Origin of the sequence: Neisseria sp. SLRRB23 (genome assembly GCF_050896295.1) — a bacterium.
Classification (GTDB): Bacteria; Pseudomonadota; Gammaproteobacteria; order Burkholderiales; family Neisseriaceae; genus Neisseria.
The window spans coordinates 32,094-55,771 of record NZ_JBPBFH010000003.1 but is presented as its reverse complement, the minus strand read 5'-3'; the positions used below and the strand labels follow the sequence as shown (position 1 = coordinate 55,771).

General features: G+C 51.0%; 22 protein-coding genes, 1 tRNA gene and 1 pseudogene. 8 read left to right on the top strand and 16 right to left on the bottom strand.

Features of this window, described 5'->3' with window-relative positions; genetic code table 11:
* Positions 1–14 precede the first annotated feature (14 nt).
* The 10 genes from ACRPFF_RS01365 to ACRPFF_RS01320 form a co-directional block, all read right to left on the bottom strand.
* The gene (locus tag ACRPFF_RS01365; RefSeq protein ID WP_432673605.1) at positions 15–1,703 is read right to left on the bottom strand and encodes a glutamine--tRNA ligase/YqeY domain fusion protein; all 1,689 of its coding nucleotides are present in this window, start codon (positions 1,701–1,703) and stop codon (positions 15–17) included.
* A gap of 110 nt (positions 1,704–1,813) precedes the next feature.
* Positions 1,814–2,587, bottom strand: a complete 774-nt coding sequence (locus ACRPFF_RS01360) for a DeoR/GlpR family DNA-binding transcription regulator (RefSeq protein ID WP_432673591.1) — start codon at positions 2,585–2,587, stop codon at positions 1,814–1,816.
* Positions 2,588–2,629: 42 nt separating this feature from the next.
* Positions 2,630–3,532, bottom strand: a complete 903-nt coding sequence (locus tag ACRPFF_RS01355; protein ID WP_432673590.1) for a lysine exporter LysO family protein — start codon at positions 3,530–3,532, stop codon at positions 2,630–2,632.
* A gap of 149 nt (positions 3,533–3,681) precedes the next feature.
* Positions 3,682–4,398 carry a GntR family transcriptional regulator gene (locus ACRPFF_RS01350; protein WP_308031590.1) on the bottom strand — a complete coding sequence of 239 codons (717 nt, stop codon included), beginning with the start codon at positions 4,396–4,398 and terminating at the stop codon, positions 3,682–3,684.
* 255 nt (positions 4,399–4,653) lie between these two features.
* Positions 4,654–5,076 (bottom strand): OsmC family protein, encoded by a 423-nt coding sequence (locus ACRPFF_RS01345; protein ID WP_107996571.1) that lies wholly within the window; start codon positions 5,074–5,076, stop codon positions 4,654–4,656.
* Between the two features lie 117 nt (positions 5,077–5,193).
* Positions 5,194–5,865: a DUF3108 domain-containing protein gene (locus ACRPFF_RS01340; protein WP_432673589.1), complete on the bottom strand. Its 672-nt coding sequence runs from the start codon at positions 5,863–5,865 to the stop codon at positions 5,194–5,196.
* 15 nt (positions 5,866–5,880) lie between these two features.
* Positions 5,881–6,507: a phosphoribosylglycinamide formyltransferase gene (purN, locus tag ACRPFF_RS01335; RefSeq protein WP_432673604.1), complete on the bottom strand. Its 627-nt coding sequence runs from the start codon at positions 6,505–6,507 to the stop codon at positions 5,881–5,883.
* Between the two features lie 106 nt (positions 6,508–6,613).
* Complete coding sequence (locus tag ACRPFF_RS01330; RefSeq protein WP_432673588.1) at positions 6,614–7,435, bottom strand: FKBP-type peptidyl-prolyl cis-trans isomerase; 822 nt, start codon at positions 7,433–7,435, stop codon at positions 6,614–6,616.
* Positions 7,436–7,542: 107 nt separating this feature from the next.
* The gene (locus ACRPFF_RS01325) at positions 7,543–7,983 is read right to left on the bottom strand and encodes a DNA polymerase III subunit chi (RefSeq protein WP_432673587.1); all 441 of its coding nucleotides are present in this window, start codon (positions 7,981–7,983) and stop codon (positions 7,543–7,545) included.
* A gap of 62 nt (positions 7,984–8,045) precedes the next feature.
* Positions 8,046–9,452: a leucyl aminopeptidase gene (locus tag ACRPFF_RS01320; RefSeq protein ID WP_432673586.1), complete on the bottom strand. Its 1,407-nt coding sequence runs from the start codon at positions 9,450–9,452 to the stop codon at positions 8,046–8,048.
* A 151-nt stretch (positions 9,453–9,603) separates the two neighbouring features.
* Here ACRPFF_RS01320 and lptF point away from each other — a divergent pair, with 151 nt between their 5' ends.
* From lptF to ACRPFF_RS01300, 4 genes are all read left to right on the top strand, one after another.
* Positions 9,604–10,719 carry an LPS export ABC transporter permease LptF gene (gene lptF / locus ACRPFF_RS01315; protein ID WP_432673585.1) on the top strand — a complete coding sequence of 372 codons (1,116 nt, stop codon included), beginning with the start codon at positions 9,604–9,606 and terminating at the stop codon, positions 10,717–10,719.
* Positions 10,716–11,786, top strand: a complete 1,071-nt coding sequence (lptG, locus tag ACRPFF_RS01310) for an LPS export ABC transporter permease LptG (RefSeq protein WP_432673584.1) — start codon at positions 10,716–10,718, stop codon at positions 11,784–11,786. Before lptF ends, lptG begins: the two co-directional genes overlap by 4 nt.
* 209 nt (positions 11,787–11,995) lie before the next feature.
* Complete coding sequence (gene acnB, locus ACRPFF_RS01305; RefSeq protein ID WP_432673583.1) at positions 11,996–14,581, top strand: bifunctional aconitate hydratase 2/2-methylisocitrate dehydratase; 2,586 nt, start codon at positions 11,996–11,998, stop codon at positions 14,579–14,581.
* A 144-nt stretch (positions 14,582–14,725) separates the two neighbouring features.
* Entirely contained in the window at positions 14,726–15,721 is a 996-nt protein-coding gene (locus tag ACRPFF_RS01300; RefSeq protein ID WP_411712337.1) for an ornithine carbamoyltransferase, read from the top strand.
* 117 nt (positions 15,722–15,838) lie between these two features.
* Here ACRPFF_RS01300 and ilvC read toward each other — a convergent pair whose 3' ends face one another.
* The 5 genes from ilvC to ACRPFF_RS01275 all read right to left on the bottom strand — a co-directional run bounded on the left by ilvC (position 15,839) and on the right by ACRPFF_RS01275 (position 20,169).
* Entirely contained in the window at positions 15,839–16,852 is a 1,014-nt protein-coding gene (gene ilvC, locus ACRPFF_RS01295; RefSeq protein ID WP_250314224.1) for a ketol-acid reductoisomerase, read from the bottom strand.
* A gap of 73 nt (positions 16,853–16,925) precedes the next feature.
* Complete coding sequence (locus tag ACRPFF_RS01290) at positions 16,926–17,219, bottom strand: putative quinol monooxygenase (protein ID WP_107819372.1); 294 nt, start codon at positions 17,217–17,219, stop codon at positions 16,926–16,928.
* A gap of 59 nt (positions 17,220–17,278) precedes the next feature.
* Positions 17,279–17,770, bottom strand: a complete 492-nt coding sequence (gene ilvN / locus ACRPFF_RS01285; RefSeq protein ID WP_107859720.1) for an acetolactate synthase small subunit — start codon at positions 17,768–17,770, stop codon at positions 17,279–17,281.
* Positions 17,771–17,781: 11 nt separating this feature from the next.
* Positions 17,782–19,509 carry a biosynthetic-type acetolactate synthase large subunit gene (gene ilvB / locus ACRPFF_RS01280; RefSeq protein WP_432673582.1) on the bottom strand — a complete coding sequence of 576 codons (1,728 nt, stop codon included), beginning with the start codon at positions 19,507–19,509 and terminating at the stop codon, positions 17,782–17,784.
* 575 nt (positions 19,510–20,084) lie between these two features.
* Positions 20,085–20,169 (bottom strand) — tRNA-Leu (locus tag ACRPFF_RS01275).
* Between the two features lie 287 nt (positions 20,170–20,456).
* On the opposite strand from ACRPFF_RS01275, the gene ACRPFF_RS01270 reads away from it, so the two are divergent.
* Entirely contained in the window at positions 20,457–21,113 is a 657-nt protein-coding gene (locus ACRPFF_RS01270) for an SCO family protein (protein WP_411712339.1), read from the top strand.
* Positions 21,114–21,330: 217 nt separating this feature from the next.
* On the opposite strand, the gene ACRPFF_RS01265 is transcribed toward ACRPFF_RS01270, so the two are convergent.
* Entirely contained in the window at positions 21,331–21,489 is a 159-nt protein-coding gene (locus tag ACRPFF_RS01265; RefSeq protein WP_308031581.1) for a hypothetical protein, read from the bottom strand.
* Between the two features lie 35 nt (positions 21,490–21,524).
* On the opposite strand from ACRPFF_RS01265, the gene ACRPFF_RS01260 reads away from it, so the two are divergent.
* From ACRPFF_RS01260 to ACRPFF_RS01250, 3 genes and pseudogenes are all read left to right on the top strand, one after another.
* The gene (locus ACRPFF_RS01260; RefSeq protein ID WP_308031580.1) at positions 21,525–22,274 is read left to right on the top strand and encodes an endonuclease; all 750 of its coding nucleotides are present in this window, start codon (positions 21,525–21,527) and stop codon (positions 22,272–22,274) included.
* 135 nt (positions 22,275–22,409) lie between these two features.
* Positions 22,410–23,279, top strand: a complete 870-nt coding sequence (locus tag ACRPFF_RS01255) for an NAD(P)-dependent oxidoreductase (protein ID WP_432673581.1) — start codon at positions 22,410–22,412, stop codon at positions 23,277–23,279.
* Between the two features lie 86 nt (positions 23,280–23,365).
* Positions 23,366–23,668: pseudogene (locus tag ACRPFF_RS01250) on the top strand (ABC transporter six-transmembrane domain-containing protein); the annotation flags it as partial.
* Positions 23,669–23,678: the final 10 nt, after the last annotated feature.

Below are 23,678 nucleotides of genomic sequence, written 5' to 3'. Positions count from 1 at the left end.
GCAAGGATGGGGTTTTACTTAGGCTGCCAAGAATCTTTCAACGTCACCGTGCGGTTAAACACCGGCATGTCTTTGCCGTGGTCTTGGCGGTCGGTAACAAAATAGCCGATACGCTCGAACTGCCAACGGCTTTCTGCCGGCAAATCTTTTGCGGCAGGTTCGGCGTAGGCGGTGATTTCCTTGACGGATTCCGGATTAAGGAAATCGGTAAACGGCAGGTAGTGGCCGTCTTCGCCGCGCACGGCATCCGGACGCTCGACGGTAAAGAGTCGGTCGTACAGGCGGACTTTGATTTCGGCGGCATGTTCGGCAGACACCCAATGAATCACGCCTTTAACTTTGCGACCTTCGGGATTTTTGCCCAAGGTGTCGTGGTCGATGCTGCATTTGAGTTCAACCACATTGCCTGCCGCATCTTTTACGACTTCGTCGCACTTGATGACATAGCCGTGGCGCAAACGCACTTCGCCGCCGGGAATCAGGCGTTTGAAGCCTTTGGGCGGATTTTCGGCAAAGTCGTCGGCTTCGATGTAGATGGTTTGGGACACGGGGATTTCGCGCTCACCCATTTCCTCGTGGTTCGGATGGAACGCGGCACGGCGGCTTTGGGTTTTACCGGCTTCAAAGTTGGTCAGAGTCACCTTGAGCGGGTTCAACACCGCCATCAGGCGTGGCGCGGAATTTTCTAACTCTTCGCGAATCGCGCCTTCCAACACGCTCATATCGACGATGTTTTCAGATTTTGAAATACCGGCGCGTTTGGCAAACAGGCGCAGACCTTCGGGCGTGTAACCGCGTCGGCGCATACCGGAAATGGTCGGCATACGCGGATCGTCCCAGCCGGCAACGTGTTTTTCCACAACCAACTGATTCAATTTCCGTTTGGAGGTAATGGTGTACAAAAGCTCCAAACGGGAAAACTCGTATTGGCGCGGACGTGTGGCGTGCGGCTCAGGAATGTTGTCCAACATCCAGTCGTACAGCGGACGGTGTGCTTCAAATTCGAGTGTACACAAGGAATACGTGATGCCTTCGATGGCATCGGAAATGCAATGCGTGTAGTCGTACATCGGGTAGATGCACCATTTGTCGCCGGTGTTGTGGTGATGGGCGCGGCGGATGCGGTAGATGACGGGGTCGCGCATATTGATGTTGCCCGATGCCATGTCAATTTTCAGGCGCAGGGTTTTGCTGCCGTCTGGAAACTCACCGTTTTTCATGCGTGTGAACAGGTCGAGGTTTTCTTCGATACTGCGGTCGCGGTAAGGACTGTTTTTGCCTGCTTCGGTCAGCGTACCGCGGTATTCGCGCATTTCTTCGGGCGTCAAATCATCGACATACGCTTTGCCGTCTTTGATTAAACCGACGGCGTAGTCGTAAAGCTGATCGAAATAGTTGGAGGCGAAACGCGGCTCGCCTGCCCAATGGAAGCCCAACCACTCAACGTCTTCTTTGATGGCGTTGACGTATTCGTCGTTTTCTTTTTCAGGGTTGGTATCGTCAAAACGCAGGTTGCACAAGCCGTCGTAAATATACGCCAAACCGAAGTTCAGGCAGATGGATTTGGCGTGTCCGATATGCAGGTAGCCGTTGGGTTCGGGCGGAAAACGGGTTTGGACGGCTTCGTGTTTGCCGCTTTTGAGGTCTTCTTCGATGAGGGTGCGGATGAAGTGGTTGTCCGCGAATTGGTCTTTATTGAGCATGGTTTTCTTCAAATGGATGGTTTCAGACGGCATAAATATTATCGGGATGCCGTCTGAAACGGTTTGGGAATGTGTTTATTGTACCCGACTTGCAGGCTTTGATATAGCGTTCAGACGGCATCGGAAACCAAACATTCCACACCTGCCTCTTTCAGCATCTTCTGCATGGCGGTATCGGGCAAGCGGTCGGTAAATACTTTGTCAAACGCCGTAATGTCGCCAAGCCGGACCAATGCGTTGCTGCGGAATTTGCTATGGTCGACACCTAAGAAGCGGACGCGCGCGTTGGCAATCATCGCCTGCATGACGCTGACTTCCTTGTAATCGTAATCCAAAAGCGAACCGTCGCTTTCCACACCGTGTGTGCTCATCACGGCATAATCGACTTTGAACTGGTTGATGAAATCGACGGTCGCCACGCCGGTAATACCGCCGTCCAAAGGGCGGACGACTCCGGAAGTGATAATGACCGTATAATCCGTACGTGCCGAAACGATGGAGGCGACGTGGATGTTGTTGGTAATAATCCGCAGGCTGCTGCGTCGCTTCACCAGCTCCGATGCCACTGCCTCCATGGTCGTACCGATACTGACAAACAATGATGACTCGTCAGGAATATGTTCCGCAATCAGCCGGGCAATGGCATTTTTTTCATTTTGACATTGAATTTGGCGGTTTGAAGGCAGGCTGTCTGACAGGTTTCCGTTTGATGATGCGCCGCCGTGGTAACGCTTCAGCCTGCCGCTTTCGCTCAATTCCTGAATATCACGGCGTATCGTCTGCGGTGTAACTTCCAATCTGGCGGCAAGATCGTCAACCGTCATAAACTGATATTTTTGGACAAGGCTCAAAATTTGTCCGTGCCTTTGAATTTTCAGTTTCATATGTTTTTATTTCATTTCCTACGAATGTGGATTTTACCGCGTTCAGCCCAAAGCGGAAAACACCACCATCAGAAACGGGGCGGCGATATTGACCACCACGCCGAAGCTGACCGCTACCGGCACGACTTCCAAACCGCCCGCACCCTGAATTACGGGCAATGTGAAATCCATACTGGTCGCGCCGCCGACCCCCACCGCCGCATCCGGAAAACGCTTCATCAGCAGCGGAATAAATACCAGTGCAAACAGCTCTCGTGCCAAATCGTTCAGCAGCATGATGCTGCCCCATACCGCCCCGTAAGCCTCGGTCATGACCAAACCCGAGAGGGAATACCAACCGAAGCCGGAAGCCATCGCCAAACCTTTCGTCCACGACACACCGTCTGCCGATGCGGCAAACAGCAGCCCGCCTGAAAGAGATGAAAGCATAAACCAGACCGACAGCCGAATGCCCCTACGGTTGACCAAAACCTGCCGCAACGATACGCCGCTACTTTTGAGCTGTACGCCGATGAGGAACACCAGCAGCATCAGACAATACATGCCCGCGCTTTCAGACGGCATCCAAATATCGCGCATCAATTTGCCGAACACAAAGCCGAACACCACGCATCCGAGCTGCCTCACACTGCCCGACACACCGACTGAAACACCCTTCCCTTTCCCATTCGGCCGCCACGGAAATAACTTTCCTAAAACTGCCAAGACAATCAGGTTCGCCCCTACCGTACAAAAAAACAGCCATAAGGTCGTCAGTGCGATATCGTCCAACTGCGTACCCAAGTTTTCCACGCGGGCAAGCGATACACCGATTAGCAGAAGCACGGCATACACCAAAACCGACAATATTCTGTCCAACACGCTCAGATAAGGTTTGGGGACACGGATAAAAAATCCGGCGAACATCGGTACCAATACCGAAATCAATGTCATCAGGCTGTCCATCTCCTGCCCTCCTTTATTGCCGCATGATATGTGCGGCTTAAAAATTGCCGTCTGAAAATTGTAAATACCCGCATCCATATTTCAGACGGCATCCGAACTGCCATTAAAAAACCGCCTGAACACACTCAGACAGCCGGCCGTTCCAAAACTCAATCTTCCAAAGTCTTTTCCAAACGCTCCATGCATTTGCCCAAATGTTTGCGCAGAATCTTGACCACCCTGTTCCGTTTGCCCGCCAGCAGCAGGTCGAGGATTTCCCGATGTTCGGAATGCGTGTGCGTATTGATTGCGTGCTTTTCCTTCCGGTGCACGCCCGCCACGGCGACAATCAGGGAAGATCGCGCGCACAGCGTGTTCATAATATCAAACAGCACATCGTTGCCCAACAACCGGGCCAGTTCGACATGAAACGCATTGGACAGGCGGTTCCAACCCACGCGGTCGCCTTTTCCGGATGCCTCCTCTTCGCGCTCTATCATCGCATAAAGCGGTTTGAGGCGCGTTTCCAAATCAGGCAGCCCGGCAAGTATGTTTAAAATCATTGTCTCCATCTCAATGCGCGCATTGAACACATCACGCATCTCCTTCAGGTCGGGAACATGAACAAACGCACCCCTGTTGGGCTGTAAATCGACAATCTTATCGTGCGCCAAAAGCGACAACGCGCCCCGAACCGTATTTCGCGAACACACCATCTGACGGCAAAGCTCGGATTCGGTCAGCTTCTTACCCGGAAGCAGCACATGGTCGGTAATACCGTCCAAAATACGCGCATAAACACGGAAAAGTTCCGAATCGTGCCGCTCTTCAAGAATCAGGGAAGAAGTGGTGGGCGCATGGATAATGCTGTCATTTTCAAGGTTCATGATATCTCCCGTATTTTCACGCTTTCAAAAGTTTCTTAAGATATAATTAAAAATTGTTGACAATCTCAAATCAAGGCTGCACAATGTGCAGACAAAGCCAAGTGTTATAAAGGCTGGTAGAGAGAGAAAGAAGCAAGCAGATATATTCGGGGTGTAGCCTGAATATATCTGCTTTTTTATGCACTTCCGACTTATCCGCCACTCCTTTTCCTTTCAGACGGCATCGGATATTTTCCTCATGATGCCGCCTGATGCTTATTTCTCCGCCTCGACAGTTTCAAAACTATGGGTAATCTTTGCCGCTTTGCCCAACATAATCGAAGCCGAACAGTATTTTTCGGCAGACATCTGCACGGCGCGCTCAATGGCCGATTCTTTCAAATCATGCCCGATTACCTTAAAATGGATGTGGATTTCGGTAAACACGCGCGGCGCATCGTCTGCCCGTTTCGCCGTTACCGTCGCCTGGCAGTCAATAACTTTCTGACGCTGTTTTTCGGCAATCATCACAACATCGATACTCGAACAACCCGCCACGCCCAACAGCAGCATCTCCATCGGGCTGGGTCCCCGCTTGACCGCACCCTCTGCCGCCGCACCTTCCATAACGACACTGTGCCCGCCTTCAGTCGTACCGACAAAACACATCCCGTCTATCCATTTTGATGTAATCTGCATGATGGAGTTCCTAAAAATAACATTAAAACCGCCGTTTATATGGCATTATTGTAAACAATTTCAAGCGGTCTATACAAAAAAACCAAAAAAGGCGGCAATCTTCCTTCTAAAGCCTGCCTACTGTCTGACCGGCTGACCGTTGATTTGCGCCGACTTGAGTTTCAATGTATAGGTCTTGCCGTCGTCGGTGTACCCGATTTGCGCCGGAATATTATGCAGGGAAGGCGCAAAGAAATAAGTTACCGTATCATCACCCCTTCTGACATGATATTTGACAATCTCGGTTTCCACTCCGTCTATACTGTATCTGCCTACGCCTGTTTTATTCAGACCGCCGACGGGATAAAGTTTTTTACCGTTGGTAATTTTCAGACCAGAGGGAAGTTTCGCGTCGTTTGCCGCCAGCTGCCATGCCAATGTGAATAAATCCATAGCCTTGGGGCTTGGCTCGGTTTTACTCTCTCCGGCTTTGCCGTAAGTTACGCTACCGTCAGCGAACTTGGCTTCCGCATATAGTTTTCCACCACGTATATCTTTGTAGTAGGCAGGATGCAGTGTATTGCCGCTAACCGTACCTCCTGATTCGAAACGGATATTGTACAAAGGTACTTTGATCGTCGAAACGATTTTGTAGCCGTTGCCGCTACGCGTAAACACCATAGTGGCAGGAATGCCGTAACTGCCCGAATAGTGCAGCGTGGCAGACTGAGGCAGCTCTGCCGCATACGCATACGGTAATGCGGCAGATAAAATGACGGCTGAAAATATATTTTTAAGAGGCTTCATCATTTACTCCCGTTCGGTTCATGCCAGCAAGAAACAAGCGGCATCCGCACTTTCCTTTTTCTTCACACGGTTGCCTTCGATGCTCAGGCGACCGGCGGCAAAATCGGCAACGGCTTTCGGATAAAGTTTATGCTCGACCGCCAAAACCCGTGCGGCAATATCATCTGCCGTATCACCATCAAGTATCGGCACAATCCCTTGCGATACAATCGGGCCGCAATCCAGCTCGGCCGTAACAAAATGAATAGTACAACCGGCAACGCGGCAACCTGCCTCCAAAGCACGTTCATGCGTATGAAGTCCAGTAAACGAGGGAAGGATGGACGGGTGAATGTTCATCAGCCTGCCTTCGTAATGGGCGCAAAACTCGGGGGTTAGAATCCGCATAAAACCTGCCAAAACCACCAAGTCAGGTTGATATGCGTCGATTTTTTCCATCATGGCCGTATCGAAGGCAAGTCGTGATTCAAAGTTTTTATGATTCAGGCTGTCGGTCGGAATACCCTGACCGGCCGCCCATTTCAGTCCTTCCGCCGTTTCGCTGTTGCTTAACACGGCAGCAATACGGACATTTGGAACGGCAGCATTGACGATTGCCTGCATATTGCTGCCGCGTCCGGAAATCAGGATGACGATGTTTTTCATAATGGTGCGCTTTTGAAAGGGATGCCGTCTGAACCGCTGTTTGGTGGTTTCAGACGGCATTTGCCGTAAAAATGCCCGAAAACCTGTTTCGGGCAAGGGTTCGGACTTAATTTACTTTTTTGATGTCGACTTGAGCCGGCTGTTGGACAGGCGCGTTTTCGGGTGCGCCAACCTTAACCAGTTTCACATCAAATATCAAAGTAGAGTTCGGACCGATTTTTTCGCCCGCACCCTGTTCGCGGTAGGCAAGGTTGGACGGGATGTAGAACGTGGCTTCGCCGCCTTCTTTCAGAAGCCGCACGCCTTCGGTCCAACCCGGAATCACTTGGCTTAATGGGAAGGTTGCCGGACCGCCGTTGGCTTTGCTGCTGTCGAATACGGTACCGTCAATCAGGCGGCCTTCGTATTCCACGGTAACGATGTCGTCTTTTGTCGGCTGTTTGCCTTCACCCTGTTTGGTGATTTTGTACTGCAGACCGGAAGCAGTGGTCTTCACGCCGTCTTTGGCGGCATTTTCCTTCAGGAAGGCTTCGCCTTTTTCTTTGTTGGCCTTCGCATCCGCCTTGTGTTTTTCTACGGCTTTAGCCTGCTGCTCCTGCAGGAATTTCATCATCACTTCCTGAGCCTGCTCTTCGGTCATTTTGATTTCTTTGCCGTCATACATTGCCTGCATGGCTTCGGTAAAGACTTTCAAATCGATTTCCGCACCCTGCTCCTTCATTTGCTTCAGGGAGCGTCCGATGTCCACACCCATAGCATAGCTTGCCTGCTGCATGGTGTTGCCGATTGAAGAAGTATCGCCCTGCGTGGCAGAAGCTGCGGCAGGCTCGGATGCGGATGATGCGGGTACGTTTTCTTTTTTGCCGCAGGCGGAAAGTGCCAAAGTGGCGGCAAGGGTCAATGCGCTGATTTTGAAAATTTTGTTCATAATAGCTCTTCGCTGTTAATAAGGTCGGAAAAACGGGATTATAGCCGAGTTTGAATCAAATAGAATCAAAGCTGTTTAAATTTTGTAAGCATGGCGGCAAGACGACATTAACCCTTCCCGCCCATGCCATGGTGTTCGATGTGGAAACCGCTTCGGCGGTAGGCGGCAAAGCGTTCGCGCGCGTCAGCGAGATCTTCCAAGCTGTTGCCGACGATTTCCAAGATACGTTCCGGCAATACGGGCGCAGCATTCCAAAAATCATCCGATAAATTAAGAACCGTCATATTTTCCGCAATTTCGGGAATCCTATCGCCAGCCGCCAACAAAACCGGCGTATCCGTCGGCATCGGATACTCTGTTGTCCAGACTTCATGAGGAACAAAGCTTTCCGCTTCATATTGCCAGAGTGCTTTATCCAATTCTTGAACCTGCCCGAACGAGTCTGACCACACCAGCACCCTACCCCCGTCTCGGATAGCGCGCGCAATCAACCGACAGGTAAAAAGGGGGATTTGGTCAACATGGGTATAGAAGGTAACTTTCGGCATTTTGTTTGAGCATTTGACAGGATAATGCCGTCTGAAAGGCTTCAGACGGCATCATGATACCATTAAAGATGACGCAGATAGTTCAGCAACAAGGGAACGGGGCGGCCGGTTGCACCTTTTTCGCTGCCGGATTTCCACGCCGTACCCGCGATGTCGAGGTGCGCCCACGGGTAGTCTTCGGTGAAGTAAGACAGGAATGTTGCGGCGGTAATCGTGCCCGCGCCGGGTGTGCCGATATTGGGGATGTCGGCGAAATTGGATTTGAGCTGATCTTTATAGGTTTCAAAGAGCGGCAGTTGCCATGCTTTGTCGTCCACGTTGCGGGAGGCGGCAAGCAGGCTGTCGACCAAATCCTGATTATTGCCCATCACGCCGCTGACGTCATGACCCAAGGCGATGATGCACGCGCCGGTCAGGGTGGCAACGTCGATAACGGCTTTGGGTTTGAATTGTTCGGCGTAAGTGAGCGCGTCACATAAAATCAGACGGCCTTCGGCATCGGTGTTCAACACTTCGATGGTCAAACCTTTCATACTTTTCACGACATCGCCCGGTTTGTTTGCCACGCCAGAAGGCATATTTTCACAAGTGGCGACGACGGCAATCAGGTTGATCGGCAGTTGCAGTTTGACGGCGGCGCAGAAGGTGCTGATGACGGTTGCCGCGCCGCACATGTCGAACTTCATTTCGTCCATGTTCAGGCCGGGTTTGAGGGAAATGCCGCCGGTGTCGAAGGTAATGCCTTTGCCGACCAATACCACAGGCGCGGCTTCTTTGTCGGCCGCACCGAAATAGCTCAACTCGACCAAATAAGGGTCTTCGACGCTGCCTTTGGCGACCGACCAGAACGAACCCATGTTTTCTTTAATGTAGTCTTTTTCAATGATTTTGGCGTGTGCGCCCAGTTTTTCGGCTTCGGCTTTGGCGGTACGCGCGAGGAATTCAGGCGTGCATTCGTTGGGCGCGGCGTTACCCAAATCGCGGCAGAGGCTTTGTCCGTAAACTTGCGCTTCGGCAACGCGCAGTGCTTCTTTGACAGCGGCTTCGTATGCGGTATGGAACACGGCGGTTTCAAATTTGGCGGGCTTGGCTTCTTTTTTGTAGCGGTCGAAACGGTAGGCGGCATTGCCGAACGCAATCGCAAACGCTTCGGCAACGGCTGCTGCCTGCGCCTCATCAAAGGCGTGAACGTCCACATTGACCGTTTCCTGATTTTGCGCCCATTTGGCGGCTTCGGCAGCGGCTTTGTTCAGCGCGGCACGGTCGGTTTTTTCAAAGCGGACGACGGCGACTGCCTGCAAACCGTTGCCTGTCGGGATTTTGGTGTCGGCAAAATTCTGACCCTCTTCCAAAGCAGAGAAAAGCGCATGTGCGGCGGTGTTGTGCTCGGGTGCTTTGTCGGCACAGACAAACAGCAGCGCGCCTGCCTGCTGTTCCTGCAAAATTTCGGTTTTTGTGCTAAATTCCACGTTTATTCTCCTGATTGAGACGGTTTATCGGGAAATTCAGACGGCATCCGTTCAAATACCGTCTGAAAAGACGGTCTGATTGTACTCCATTTGAAAGCCTGTCCGAAACCTTACCGATACCGCCGCCTGTTGCCAGCCGAAGCCGGAACCCATGATTTACCAAAGAAACCTGATTAAAGAACTCTCTTTTACCGCCGTCGGCATTTTCGTCGTCCTCTTGGCGGTGTTGGTGTCCACGCAGGCCATCAACCTGCTCGGCCGTGCCGCCGACGGGCGTGTCGCCATCGATGCCGTGCTGGCCTTAGTCGGCTTCTGGGTAATCGGCATGACCCCGCTTTTGCTGGTGTTGACCGCATTTATCAGTACGTTGACCGTATTGACCCGCTACTGGCGCGACAGCGAGATGTCGGTCTGGCTTTCCTGTGGATTGGCATTGAAACAATGGATACGCCCGGTCATGCAGTTTGCCGTGCCGTTTGCCATTTTGATTGCCATCATGCAGCTTTGGGTGATGCCGTGGGCAGAGTTGCGCAGCCGCGAATATGCCGAAATTTTGAAGCAGAAGCAGGAATTGTCTTTGGTGGAAGCCGGCGAGTTCAACAGTTTGGGCAAACGCAACGGCAGGGTTTACTTCATCGAAACCTTCGACACCGAATCCGGCATCATGAAAAACCTGTTCCTGCGCGAACAGGACAAAAACGGCAACGACAACATTATCTTCGCCAAAGAAGGCAATTTCTCGCTGAACGACAACAAGCGCACGCTCGACCTGCGCAACGGCTACCGTTACAGCGGCACACCCGGCAAAGCCGACTACAACCGCGTTTCCTTTCAAAACCTCAGCCTGATTATCAGCACCACGCCCAAACTCATCGACCCCGTTTCCCACCGCCGCACCATCCCGACATCCCAACTTATCGGGAGCAGCAACCCGCAACACCAAGCGGAATTGATGTGGCGCATCTCGCTGACCGTCAGCGTCCTCCTGCTCTGCCTGCTTGCCGTGCCGCTTTCCTATTTCAACCCGCGCAGCGGCCACACCTACAACATCCTCGTCGCCATCGGGCTTTTCCTGATTTACCAAAACGGTCTGACCTTCCTGCGCAATGCCGTGGAAGACGGCAAAATCCATTTCTGGCTCGGACTACTGCCTATGCACATTATCATGTTTGTGATTGCCGTCGTTCTGCTGCGCGTACGCAGTATGCCCAGCCAGCCTTTCTGGCAGGCGGTTGGCAAAAGTCTGACATTGAAAGGCGGAAAATGAACCTGATTTCACGTTACATCATCCGCCAAATGGCGGTTATGGCGGTTTACGCCCTCCTTGCCTTCCTCGCTTTGTATAGCTTTTTCGAGATCATCAACGAAGTCGGCGATTTGGGCAAAGGCAGCTATAACGGCACAACCATGGCGCAATACGTCCTTATGCAGATGCCCGCGCGCGCCTACGAACTCATGCCCCTCGCCGTCCTTATCGGCGGACTGGTTTCCCTCAGCCAGCTTGCCGCAGGAAGCGAACTGACCGTTATCAAAGCAAGCGGCATGAGTACCAAAAAAATATTACTGATTCTGTCGCAGTTCGGACTGATTTTCGCTATCGCCACCGCCGCACTCGGCGAATGGATTGCACCCGTCCTCAGCCAAAAAGCTGAAAACATCAAATCCGCCGCCATCAACGGCAAAATCAGCACCGGCCATACCGGCCTTTGGCTGAAAGAAAAAAACAGCATTATCAATGTGCGCGGAATGTTGCCCGACCATACGCTTTTGGGCATCAAAATTTGGCAGCGCAACGATAAAAACGAACTGACGCAGGCGACGGAAGCCGAATCCGCCGTTTTAAACAACGACGGCAGTTGGCAGTTGAAAAACATCCGCCGCAGCACGCTTGGCGAAGACAAAGTCGAAGTCTCCACCGCTGCCGAAGAAAACTGGCCGATCGCCGTCAAGCGCAACCTGATGGACGTATTGCTCGTCAAACCCGACCAAATGTCCGTCGGCGATCTGACCACCTACATCCGCCACCTCCAAAACAACAACCAAAACACCCAAATCTACGCCATCGCATGGTGGCGTAAACTCGTTTACCCCGTCGCCGCATGGGTCATGGCGCTCGTTGCCTTCGCCTTTACGCCGCAAACCACGCGCCACGGCAATATGGGCTTAAAACTCTTCGGCGGTATCTGCCTCGGTTTGCTGTTCCACTTCGCCGGACGGCTTTTCGGTTTTACCAGCCAACTCTACGGCGTCCCACCCTTCCTCGCCGGCGCACTGCCTACCATAGCCTTCGCCCTGCTCGCCGTTTGGCTGATACGCAGGCAGGAAAAACGTTAAAAACATGCCGTCTGAACTTCTTTTCAGACGGCATTCGTTTTCATTGACATGTCCATACCGACAGATAGCCAAGCTCTATTATATCGGGCAATATAACAGTTCCATTTTTGTTAAAACTAGTCTATGATAGCGGTGTAAATATTGTTTACAATCTTTAACGCAAATCATTTGCAACAGACAGAAGAAAAACAGAAAAAAGGAACAAAGAGATGTTAGAAGCCTATCGTAAAGCCGCCGCCGAGCGCGCCGCCCTCGGTATCCCCGCCCTTCCGCTGACTGCTCAGCAGACTGCCGATTTGGTTGAGCTGCTGAAAAACCCGCCCGCAGGCGAAGGGGAGTTCTTGGTCGAACTGCTTGCCCACCGTGTCCCGCCCGGTGTGGACGATGCCGCCAAAGTCAAAGCCTCATTCCTGGCTGCCGTTGCCGAAGGCAGCGCGTCCAGCCCTCTAGTTTCCCCCGAATATGCGACCGAACTTTTAGGTACGATGCTCGGCGGTTACAACATTCACGCCTTAATCGAACTCTTGGACGAGGACAAACTCGCGCCTATCGCTGCCAAAGGCTTGAAACATACGCTTCTGATGTTCGATTCTTTCCACGACGTTCAGGAAAAAGCCGAAAAAGGCAACAAATACGCGCAGGAAGTTTTGCAATCTTGGGCGGATGCCGAATGGTTTACCTCACGCGCCAAAGTTCCCGAAAAAATCACCGTTACCGTCTTCAAAGTTGACGGCGAAACCAATACAGACGACCTCTCTCCTGCACCTGATGCATGGAGCCGTCCTGATATCCCTCTGCACGCGCTGGCTATGTTGAAAAACCCGCGCGACGGCATTAATCCTGACAAGCCTGGCGAAGTCGGTCCGATTAAATTGTTGGAAGAACTCAAAGCCAAAGGCCATCCGGTTGCTTACGTCGGCGACGTGGTCGGTACCGGTTCTTCACGCAAATCCGCGACCAACTCCGTCATTTGGCATACAGGCGAAGACATCCCGTTCGTACCGAACAAACGTTTCGGCGGCGTATGCCTGGGTGGCAAAATTGCGCCAATTTTCTTCAATACTCAAGAAGACTCCGGTGCATTGCCGATTGAAGTCGATGTATCTGCTCTGAAAATGGGCGATGTCGTCGATATTCTACCTTATGAAGGCAAAATCGTGAAAAACGGCGAGACTGTTGCCGAGTTCAGCCTGAAGTCTCAAGTATTGCTGGATGAAGTGCAAGCCGGTGGCCGTATTAACCTGATTATCGGTCGCGGTTTGACTGCCAAAGCGCGCGAAGCCCTGAAACTGCCTGCCTCTACTGCATTCCGTCTGCCTCAAGCACCTGCTGAAAGCAAAGCCGGTTTCACGTTGGCTCAAAAAATGGTTGGTCGCGCCTGCGGTTTGCCGGAAGGTAAAGGCGTGCGTCCGGGTACTTACTGCGAACCACGCATGACGACTGTCGGCTCGCAAGATACTACCGGCCCGATGACTCGCGACGAATTGAAAGACCTGGCTTGCTTGGGCTTCTCAGCAGATATGGTAATGCAGTCTTTCTGTCACACCGCCGCTTATCCAAAACCTGTCGATGTAAAAACCCATAAAGAACTGCCCGCCTTTATTTCTACCCGTGGCGGCGTATCTCTGCGTCCTGGCGACGGCGTAATCCACTCATGGCTCAACCGCCTGCTGCTGCCCGATACCGTCGGCACTGGCGGCGACAGCCATACCCGTTTCCCTATCGGTATTTCCTTCCCTGCCGGTTCGGGCTTGGTTGCTTTCGCAGCAGCTACCGGCGTAATGCCGCTCGATATGCCTGAGTCCGTATTGGTACGCTTCAGCGGCAAACTGCAACCGGGCGTCACCCTGCGCGATTTGGTGAACGCCATTCCGCTTTACGCAATTAAACAAGGCTTGCTGACCGTTGCCAAAGCCGGTAAGAAAAACATCTTCTCCGGCCGCATCCTCGAAATCGAAGGCCTGCCTGATTTGAAAGTGGAACAAGCCTTTGAATTGACCGATGCGTCTGCCGAACGCTCCGCTGCAGGTTGTACTGTGAAGCTCAACAAAGAGCCGATTATCGAGTACATGAAATCCAATGTCGTATTGATGAAAAACATGATTGCCAACGGCTATCAAGATCCGCGCACTTTGGAACGCCGCATCAAAGCCATGGAAAAATGGCTGGCAAATCCTGAGTTGCTCGAAGCGGATAAAGATGCAGAATACGCCGCCGTGATTGAAATCAACATGGACGACATTAAAGAGCCGATTATCGCCTGCCCGAACGACCCGGACGACGTATGCTTCATGTCTGAACGTTCCGGCACCAAAATCGACGAAGTATTCATCGGTTCGTGCATGACCAACATCGGCCACTTCCGCGCTGCTTCCAAACTCTTGGAAGGCAAGAGCGACATCCCCGTCCGCTTGTGGGTAGCACCGCCGACCAAAATGGACGCGAAAGAGTTGTCCGACGAAGGCCACTACGGTGTGCTCGGTCGTGCAGGCGCGCGTATGGAAATGCCGGGTTGCTCATTGTGTATGGGTAACCAAGCCCAAGTACACGAAGGCGCAACCGTCATGTCCACTTCGACCCGCAACTTCCCGAACCGTTTGGGTAAAAACACCTTCGTTTACCTCGGCTCGGCAGAGTTGGCGGCGATTTGCTCCAAACTGGGTAAAATCCCGACCGTTGAAGAATACCAAGCCAACATCGGCATCATCAACGAGCAAGGCGACAAAATCTACCGCTATATGAACTTCAACGAAATCGACAGCTACAACGAAGTAGCCGAGACCGTGAATGTTTAACCGGAGCAACCCCGTGATATAAGGGGTTGGTAACCATGCCGTCTGAAAGTTTTTCAGACGGCATTATAATATTCTGCCAATCTCCCCTTTTAACGGGCAGTATAATGTAATCCTCCCCATCCGCCATACAAGGCAGACGATAATATGAACCTGAAAAACCGCCATTTCCTGAAACTCTTAGACTTCACGCCGGAAGAAATCACCGCTTACCTCGACCTTGCCGCCGAATTGAAAGCCGCCAAAAAGGCAGGGCGCGAAATTCAGCGGATGAAAGGAAAAAACATCGCCCTGATTTTTGAAAAAACATCCACGCGCACACGCTGCGCGTTTGAAGTCGCCGCACGCGATCAAGGGGCGGGAGTGACCTATTTAGAGCCGTCCGCCAGCCAAATCGGGCACAAAGAAAGCATCAAAGACACGGCGCGCGTCTTGGGCAGGATGTACGATGCCATCGAATATCGCGGCTTCGGTCAGGAAGTTGTTGAAGAATTGGCAAAATATGCGGGCGTACCCGTATTCAACGGGCTGACCAACGAGTTCCACCCCACTCAAATGCTCGCCGACGCGCTGACCATGCGCGAACATAGCAGCAAACCTTTGAACCAAACCGCGTTTGCCTACGTCGGCGACGCGCGTTACAACATGGGCAATTCCCTGCTGATTTTAGGGGCAAAATTGGGAATGGACGTGCGTATCGGAGCACCGGAAAGCCTGTGGCCATCTGAAGGCATTATCGCCGCCGCACACGCCGCCGCCAAAGAAACTGGAGCAAAAATTACCCTGACCGAAAACGCGCATGAAGCCGTCAAAGGTGTCGGTTTCATTCATACTGACGTATGGGTCAGCATGGGCGAGCCGAAAGAAGTCTGGCAGGAACGCATCGATTTGCTGAAAGATTACCGCGTTACGCCCGAACTGATGGCGGCATCGGGCAATCCGCAGGTCAAATTTATGCACTGTCTGCCCGCCTTCCACAATCGGGAAACCAAAGTCGGAGAATGGATTTATGAAACCTTCGGCTTAAACGGCGTAGAAGTAACGGAAGAAGTATTCGAAAGCCCTGCCAGCATCGTGTTCGATCAGGCGGAAAACCGTATGCACACGATTAAAGCGGTAATGATCGCGGCTCTGGGCGACTGACAGAACTGTACCTGTTTAAATTCATCCGCAACACAGATGCCGTCTGAACACGATGTCCAGACGGCATCCATATAAAAACTGCCTACACGATGTGTAGGCAGTCCCGTTTGAAAACAATCAGTTTTTGTCTTGGTCAACCAATTTGTTGGCAGTAATCCAAGGCATCATGGCACGCAGTTGTGCGCCGACTTTTTCAACTTGGTGGTCGGCATTCAAACGGCGGCGGGCAGTCATAGATGCGTAGTTTACATTACCCTCTTGGATAAACATTTTTGCGTATTCGCCGGTTTGGATGCGTTTCAGAGCATTGCGCATGGCTTCTTTGCTGGAAGCATTGACCACTTCAGGGCCGGTAACGTATTCGCCGTACTCCGCATTGTTGGAAATGGAGTAGTTCATGTTGGCAATACCGCCTTCGAAGATTAAGTCGACGATTAATTTCATTTCGTGCAGACATTCGAAGTAAGCCATTTCAGGTGCATAACCTGCTTCAGTCAAAGTTTCAAAACCGGCCTTAATCAATTCGACCACACCGCCACACAACACCGCTTGTTCGCCGAACAGGTCGGTTTCGGTTTCTTCGCGGAAAGTGGTTTCAATCACACCGCCTTTGGTACCGCCATTGGCAGCCGCATAAGACAGGGCAATATCTTTAGCTTTGCCGGAATTGTCTTGGTAAACGGCGATCAATGAAGGAACACCGCCGCCGCGTTTATATTCGCTGCGTACAGTATGACCCGGTCCTTTAGGAGCAACCATAATCACGTCCAAGTCGGCACGCGGAACGATTTGGTTGTAATGTACGTTAAAACCGTGCGCAAAAGCCAGCGTTGCGCCTTCTTTCAGATTGGCTGCAACTTCGGCGTGATAGACGGCAGGCATGGTTTCGTCAGGCAGCAGCAGCATAACGACATCGGCTTCTTTAGTCGCATCCGCAACGGTTTTAACAACATGACCGGCGGCTTCTGCCTTCTTCCAAGAAGAACCGTGACGCAGACCGATCACCACGTTTACACCCGAATCTTTCAGGTTGGCAGCATGGGCATGACCTTGCGAACCGTAACCGATGATGGCAACGGTTTTGCCTTTAATCAGAGACAGGTCGGCATCTTTATCGTAATAAACTTGCATTTGATTTCCTTTGAATAAAATGAGTTCCGGCTTTGTGTTGAGAACGCCGGACGGTTGGATTGAGGGTAAAGGGTTAAACAGGGATATCTTCCATCAAAACAATTTCGAGCGCATCAGTTTTGCCGTCGATGGCTTTAACGAAACCTTGAAAATGTTCGCTGGCATTGTGCGCATCGATGGCAGCCTGAGACTTCCAGTTTTCGACGAAAACGAAACGGTTTGGCTTGCCGATTTCCTGATGCAGGTCGTAGCTGATGTTGCCTTCTTCCGCGCGGCTGGCTTTGACCAGGCTTTGGAACAAGGGTTTCAGCGTTTCCGTGTATTCGGGTTTGACGGTAACCAGTGCAACGATTTTAATGTTTGACATCAATCTCTCCTACCGCTTTGTTTTTCAGACGGCATATTGCCGTCTGAAAAACAGCGGTATTAAATTTTCAAGATACGCTCGCCACGGCCGATGCCGGCTGCGCCTGTACGTACGGTTTCCAGAATCTGAGCGCGTCCGACAGTTTCGAGGAAAGAGTCGAGTTTGTCGGTTGAGCCTGTGATTTCGATGGTGTAGCTACGGTCGGTTACATCGATGATGCTGCCACGATAGATTTCTGTCAGGCGTAAAAATTCGTCGCGGTCTTTGCCAACGGCGCGGACTTTTACCAGCATCAATTCGCGTTCGACAAAACGACTTTCGTTCAAATCAACCACTTTAATCACCTCAATCAATTTATTGAGTTGCTTGGTGATTTGTTCGATAACATGCTCGTCGCCGTGGGTAACGATGGTCATGCGTGAAAGCGTTTTGTCCTCGGTCGGAGCTACCGCCAAGGAATCGATGTTGTAGTCTCGAGCGGAGAAAAGACCGACCACGCGGCTCATCGCGCCTGATTCGTTTTCCATCAGAACAGATAAGATATGTCGCATTGTCGTTCTCCTTACGCTTTCGGGTTTTCGCGCATATGCGGCGGCAGGACCATTTCGTCCAAACCTTTGCCGTTGCCGACCATAGGCAGCACGTTTTGTTTCTTATCGGTCANGAAGTCGATAAATACCAGACGGTCTTTTTGTTTGACCGCTTCCAACAACGCACCTTCAACATCGGATTTTTTGTCCACACGGATGCCGATGTGTCCGTATGCTTCCGCCAATTTGACGAAATCAGGCAGAGAATCGAAATAGGTTTCCGATTCGCGGTTACCGTAGTACAGTTCCTGCCATTGGCGAACCATGCCGAGGTAGCCGTTATTGAGGGTAACGACGTTCACCGGAACGCGGTATTGGAAACAGGTGGACAATTCTTGGATGTTCATCTGAATCGACCCTTCGCCGGTAATACAGAACACATCTTGATCAGGAGCGGCAAGTTTCGCACCTATTGCATACGGCAAACCTACGCCCATCGTGCCCAATCCGCCGGAATTAAGCCATTGGCGCGGGCGTTCGAACGGATAATATTGCGCCGCGAACATTTGGTGTTGCCCTACATCCGAAGTAATGATGGCGGAGTTGTTGGTGATTTCGGCAAGTTTCTGTACGACGTATTGCGGCTTGATGATTTCGCTGTCGTTGTCAAACCACAAGCAATCGCGGGAACGCCATTCTTCGATGCTTTTCCACCATTTGTCTAAAGAATCGGGAGCAGGGGTCGTATCTTGCTTGCCCCACAAGCCGATCATTTCGGTCAACACGTTTTTCACGTCGCCGACAATCGGAATATCGACTTTGACGCGTTTGGCAATGCTGGACGGGTCAACATCAATATGAATGACTTTTTTGGCTTTTTCAAAGAATTTGGACGGAACGGATACGACACGGTCGTCAAAACGCGCACCCACTGCCAACACGACATCTGCGTTTTGCATGGCGAGGTTGGCTTCGTAAGTACCGTGCATACCCAGCATACCCAAGAATTGTCGGTCACTTGAAGGATATGCGCCCAGCCCCATCAGCGTACCGGTACACGGTGCGCCCATCATGCGGACGAATTTTGTCAGCTCTTCCGAAGCATTGCCCAATACCACGCCGCCGCCGAAATAAACAACCGGACGTTTGGCAGAAGCCAACATTTGAACGGCTTTTTTAATCTGCCCGATATGACCTTGAACAACGGGTTGGTAAGAGCGGATAAAGATATCTTCCTGCGGATAGCTGAATTTCGCCATCGCCTGAGTTACATCTTTGGGAACATCAACCACAACCGGACCGGGACGGCCGCTGGCGGCAATTTGGAATGCTTTCTTGATGGTCTCGGCAAGCTCGTTGACATCGGTTACCAAGAAATTGTGTTTGACGCACGGACGGGTAATACCCACCGTATCAACTTCTTGGAACGCATCCGTACCAATCAGGGAATTGCCTACCTGTCCGCTGATAACCACCATCGGAATCGAATCGCTGTATGCAGTGGCGATGCCGGTCAGCGCATTGGTAACTCCCGGACCGGAAGTAACCAGCGCGACACCGACTTTACCGCTGACGCGCGCATACGCATCTGCCGCATGTACCGCCGCCTGCTCGTGTCGGGTCAGAATGTGCTTGAATTTATTGAGTTGGAAAATAGCATCGTAGATTTCGATGACTGCGCCGCCCGGATAGCCAAAAACATACTCTACGCCTTCGGCTTTGAGACTTTGCACTATGATTTGTGCACCTGATAATTGCATAACGACCTCTTTTATATGGTTTCAAACCAATAGGGACAAACTGCTTTACCACAGCACCTGTAATGCAATTCCNCCAAGCAGCGATTTAGGGTACGCGCATTGAGGGAACACGGTAACAGACAGACCATCCAATCAATTGGGAAGAAACACAGAGTTTATGAAATGAAAGAGCGTCAACGATAACGCAAACTGAAGATTCAGGCAAGGAAAAAACTTTTACTTTTTAACATTAAATATCTGTAAAATTATTATATTATGATTTATATGAATTTTTATAAATCAGAGAAACAGCAAACAACTACATTGTTGACATTTCACACTCCCATACCGAATACAAAGAACGTACATTACTCCCTACTTTAACAGATTAGCCATTCTTTATTTAGCAGCCTTCACAATATATTTCCGGAGGTATTTTCAGATTGCGTCTACAAGACAGGTTGATTCAATTATACGGAAACAGATAGGATTAGATGATTATAGATACAAAATCACATGAACACTTTATCTGCTTTGACTGTGATTTACGGTACGGAGTACGATGAGACAAAAAATAACCGCTCTAAAGGCGGTTGTGGTGCCCAGGGTCGGACTCGAACCGACACACCTTGCGGCGGGGGATTTTGAGTCCCCTGCGTCTACCAATTTCGCCACCTGGGCTGGTGAAGAAGCTGCCATTATAATGGCTTTTAAAACTCTGTAAACCTTTTTTTTAATTTTTTTTACTAATTATTATTTACTATTTGATTCTAAAGATAATTAAACCATGCCACATCTATACCGCAATCTAAGAAACTTACTGAATAAAAAATTATGCCGCATTAACTCTGATGACCACTGCCATACTGCAGTGCAAAAAATACTACATTTAATCTAATAAACGCGTTAAGATGGAAACATTCAAGTTCTGTACGAATTCGGTTGTTTATATTTATTAGGATATTGTCATGCTTTCTATACCACGTTCCTTTCTGCTGAGTATCTTCGCCCTTGCATCGCTTGCCGCCTGCAAACCTCAAGAAAACAATGCGGCACAAGCCACTGCATCTGCCGCATCTGCTGCATCTGCTACCGAAAACTCGCCGAAACCGCAAACACGCGGCACAGATATTCGCCAGGAAGATATCGGCGGCGACTTTACACTGACCGATGGCGATGGCAAACCGTTCAGCCTGAGCGGCTTAAAAGGTAAAGTGGTGATTCTGTCTTTCGGTTATACACACTGCCCGGATGTCTGCCCGACCGAACTGCTGACATACAGCGACACGCTAAAACAACTTGGCGATCAGGCTAAAGATGTGAAAGTCGTGTTCGTCAGCATCGACCCCGAACGGGATACGCCTGAAATCATCGGCAAATACGCCAAACAATTCAATCCCGACTTTATCGGACTGACTGCGACCGGCGATCAAAGCCTGCCGGTTATCAAACAGCAATACCGCGTGGTTTCTGCCAAGGTCAATCAAAAAGACGACAGCGAAAACTATTTGGTCGACCACTCTTCCGGTGCTTATCTGATTGATAAAAACGGGGAGGTAGCGATTTTCTCTCCTTACGGAAGCGAGCCGGAAACCATTGCCGCCGATGTAAGAACCCTGCTCTAAATGTAACCGTATGCCGTCTGAACCACAAACCCGTTCAAACGGCATCATCATTCCAAGATATTAAGGTATTTGCATACCATACCAGATAGTTCGCCAGCCATCGCCTTGTCAGTAAAGCAGCTTCGTAATCGGGATTCCGCCCAAAACTTACGCGCAATATCCAGAATAAACGTATATCGTTTTGCACGATAAGGTGTCTGCGTTAACCTTGCCAAACTTACAGCCTGACGAGGTTTGTGCCACCCGACGGGTCAAATGGCATAGTTTTGGATTTAGTTTTCTGCGATAACACGCCAAAGGTAAAATAAGCATTGCCCGAACCTGTTACCCGTATCTTTAAAGGTTTGGACGGCACATGGTTTTCTTCAGACGGCATTTCTGTTTTTTCCCACAACTATAACGGAGGACGATATGGATACTGAGGACAAAGGTTTTTCTGAAAGCGCACAGGCCGCCTTGGGTAGCGGTACCAACCGTTTTTACGTGTACTGCCTGACCGATTTGAAAAAAGGCAAAGTACTGTATATCGGTACAGGCTGTGGCAACCGTATTTTCGAATATGACCATTTCGACGCACCTACGGCAAAAGCCGTATCCAAATGCCGCAAGCTCGGACGCTTTATCTTGGCCCATCACCTAACCGAAAGTGAGGCACTGGTCGCTCAACAATCTCTGATTGCGTTTGCCCGCAGCGTTTGCGGTAAAAAGCTGAAGAACCTTGACGGTTCGATACAAGGCATCCGTACCGAAGATTGGGAAAACCGTTTCGGCTTCGAGCCGGCAGATGTTGGCAAACTGAATCCGGACGGTCTGATTTTGGCAGTCAAACTACCTCAAGCCGCAAACCGTAACGAATCTGCCGCAGAACGTGAAAATCGGGCACGCGGCACTTGGACGGTTGCCAAAGATTTGGTCAAAAAAGTGAAATATCTCATCGGTATTGATACGGATTCGGACAACGCGGTCGTATGTGCCTATAAGGTAGCAGGTTTCGAGACGGAAGAGACCGTCAGAAACGGTAAAACCCTGACTGCCTACCGCTTTACGTTTACCCAAGAAAAGGATGTTGCCGAAACATTAGGGCTGCAGCAGAAATCCCTGCCGGGATTAAAATTTGCCAACGGCTCGGATAAAACCTATATCCGCCCCCAAAACATATAATTGTAGGCTCTGCCTTCAAAAGGAACCGGATACCGTAATCTTCCGCATTTCTACCTTGCAAAATCGGAAGCAGGCTTTTCAGACGGCATCGGAGCCTATAAGATTACAGAACACTACAAACAAAGGAGCAGATACATGCCTGTAAACGAATATACACGAATCGGCTGGATAGGTTTGGGTCAAATGGGCAACCCCATGGTAACACGGCTTTTAGACGGCAATATCGAAGTCGGCATATACAACCGCTCGCCCGGGAAAACTGATTCCCTTGCCGCCAAAGGTGCAAAGGTCTATGGCAGCACCATCGAACTTGTCCGCGACTATCCCGTTATTTTCCTGATGGTTTCCGACTATGCCGCCGTGTGCGACATCCTGAACGGAGTCCGCGACGGATTGGCCGGCAAAATCATCGTCAATATGAGCACCATCTCCCCGACCGAAAACCTCGCAGTCAAAGCACTTGTCGAAGCCGCAGGCGGACAATTTGCCGAAGCACCCGTTTCCGGATCGGTCGGACCAGCCACCAACGGCACGCTGCTGATTCTGTTCGGCGGCAGCGAAGCCGTTTTAAACCCGCTGCAAAAAATATTTTCCCTCGTCGGCAAAAAAACCTTCCATTTCGGCGATGTCGGCAAAGGTTCGGGCGCGAAACTCGTCTTGAACTCGCTCTTGGGCATTTTCGGTGAAGCGTACAGCGAAGCGATGCTGATGGCTCGGCAGTTCGGCATCGATACCAACACCATCGTCGAAGCCATCGGCGGCTCGGCAATGGACTCGCCTATGTTTCAAACCAAAAAATCCCTGTGGGCAAACCGCGAATTCCCGCCCGCCTTCGCCCTAAAACACGCCTCCAAAGACCTCAACCTCGCCGTCAAAGAGCTTGAACAGGCAGGCAACACCCTGCCCGCCGTCGAAACCGTTGCTGCCAGCTACCGCAAAGCAGTCGAAGCCGGCTACGGCGAACAGGACGTTTCCGGTGTTTACCTGAAACTGGCGGAACACTGACTTCCCTTTCCAAACAATATGCCGTCTGAAATATTTTCAGACGGCATTTTTATCGCCCCACGCTAAATAAAAAATAGGGAGCAAATATGTGGAAAATGTTGAAACATATAGCCCAAACCCACCGCAAGCGTCTGCTCGGCACGTTTTCTCTGGTCGGACTGGAAAACCTTTTGATGCTGGTGTATCCGGTGTTTGGCGGCTGGGCAATTAATGCCGTAATTGCGGGGAAGGTGTGGCAGGCGTTGCTGTACGCTTTGGTTGTGCTTTTAATGTGGCTGGTCGGTGCGGCGCGGCGGATTGCCGATACGCGCACGTTTACGCAGATTTATACCGAAATCGCCGTGCCGGTTGTGTTGGAACAGCGGCAGCGGCAAGTCCCGCATTCAGCAATATAGTGGA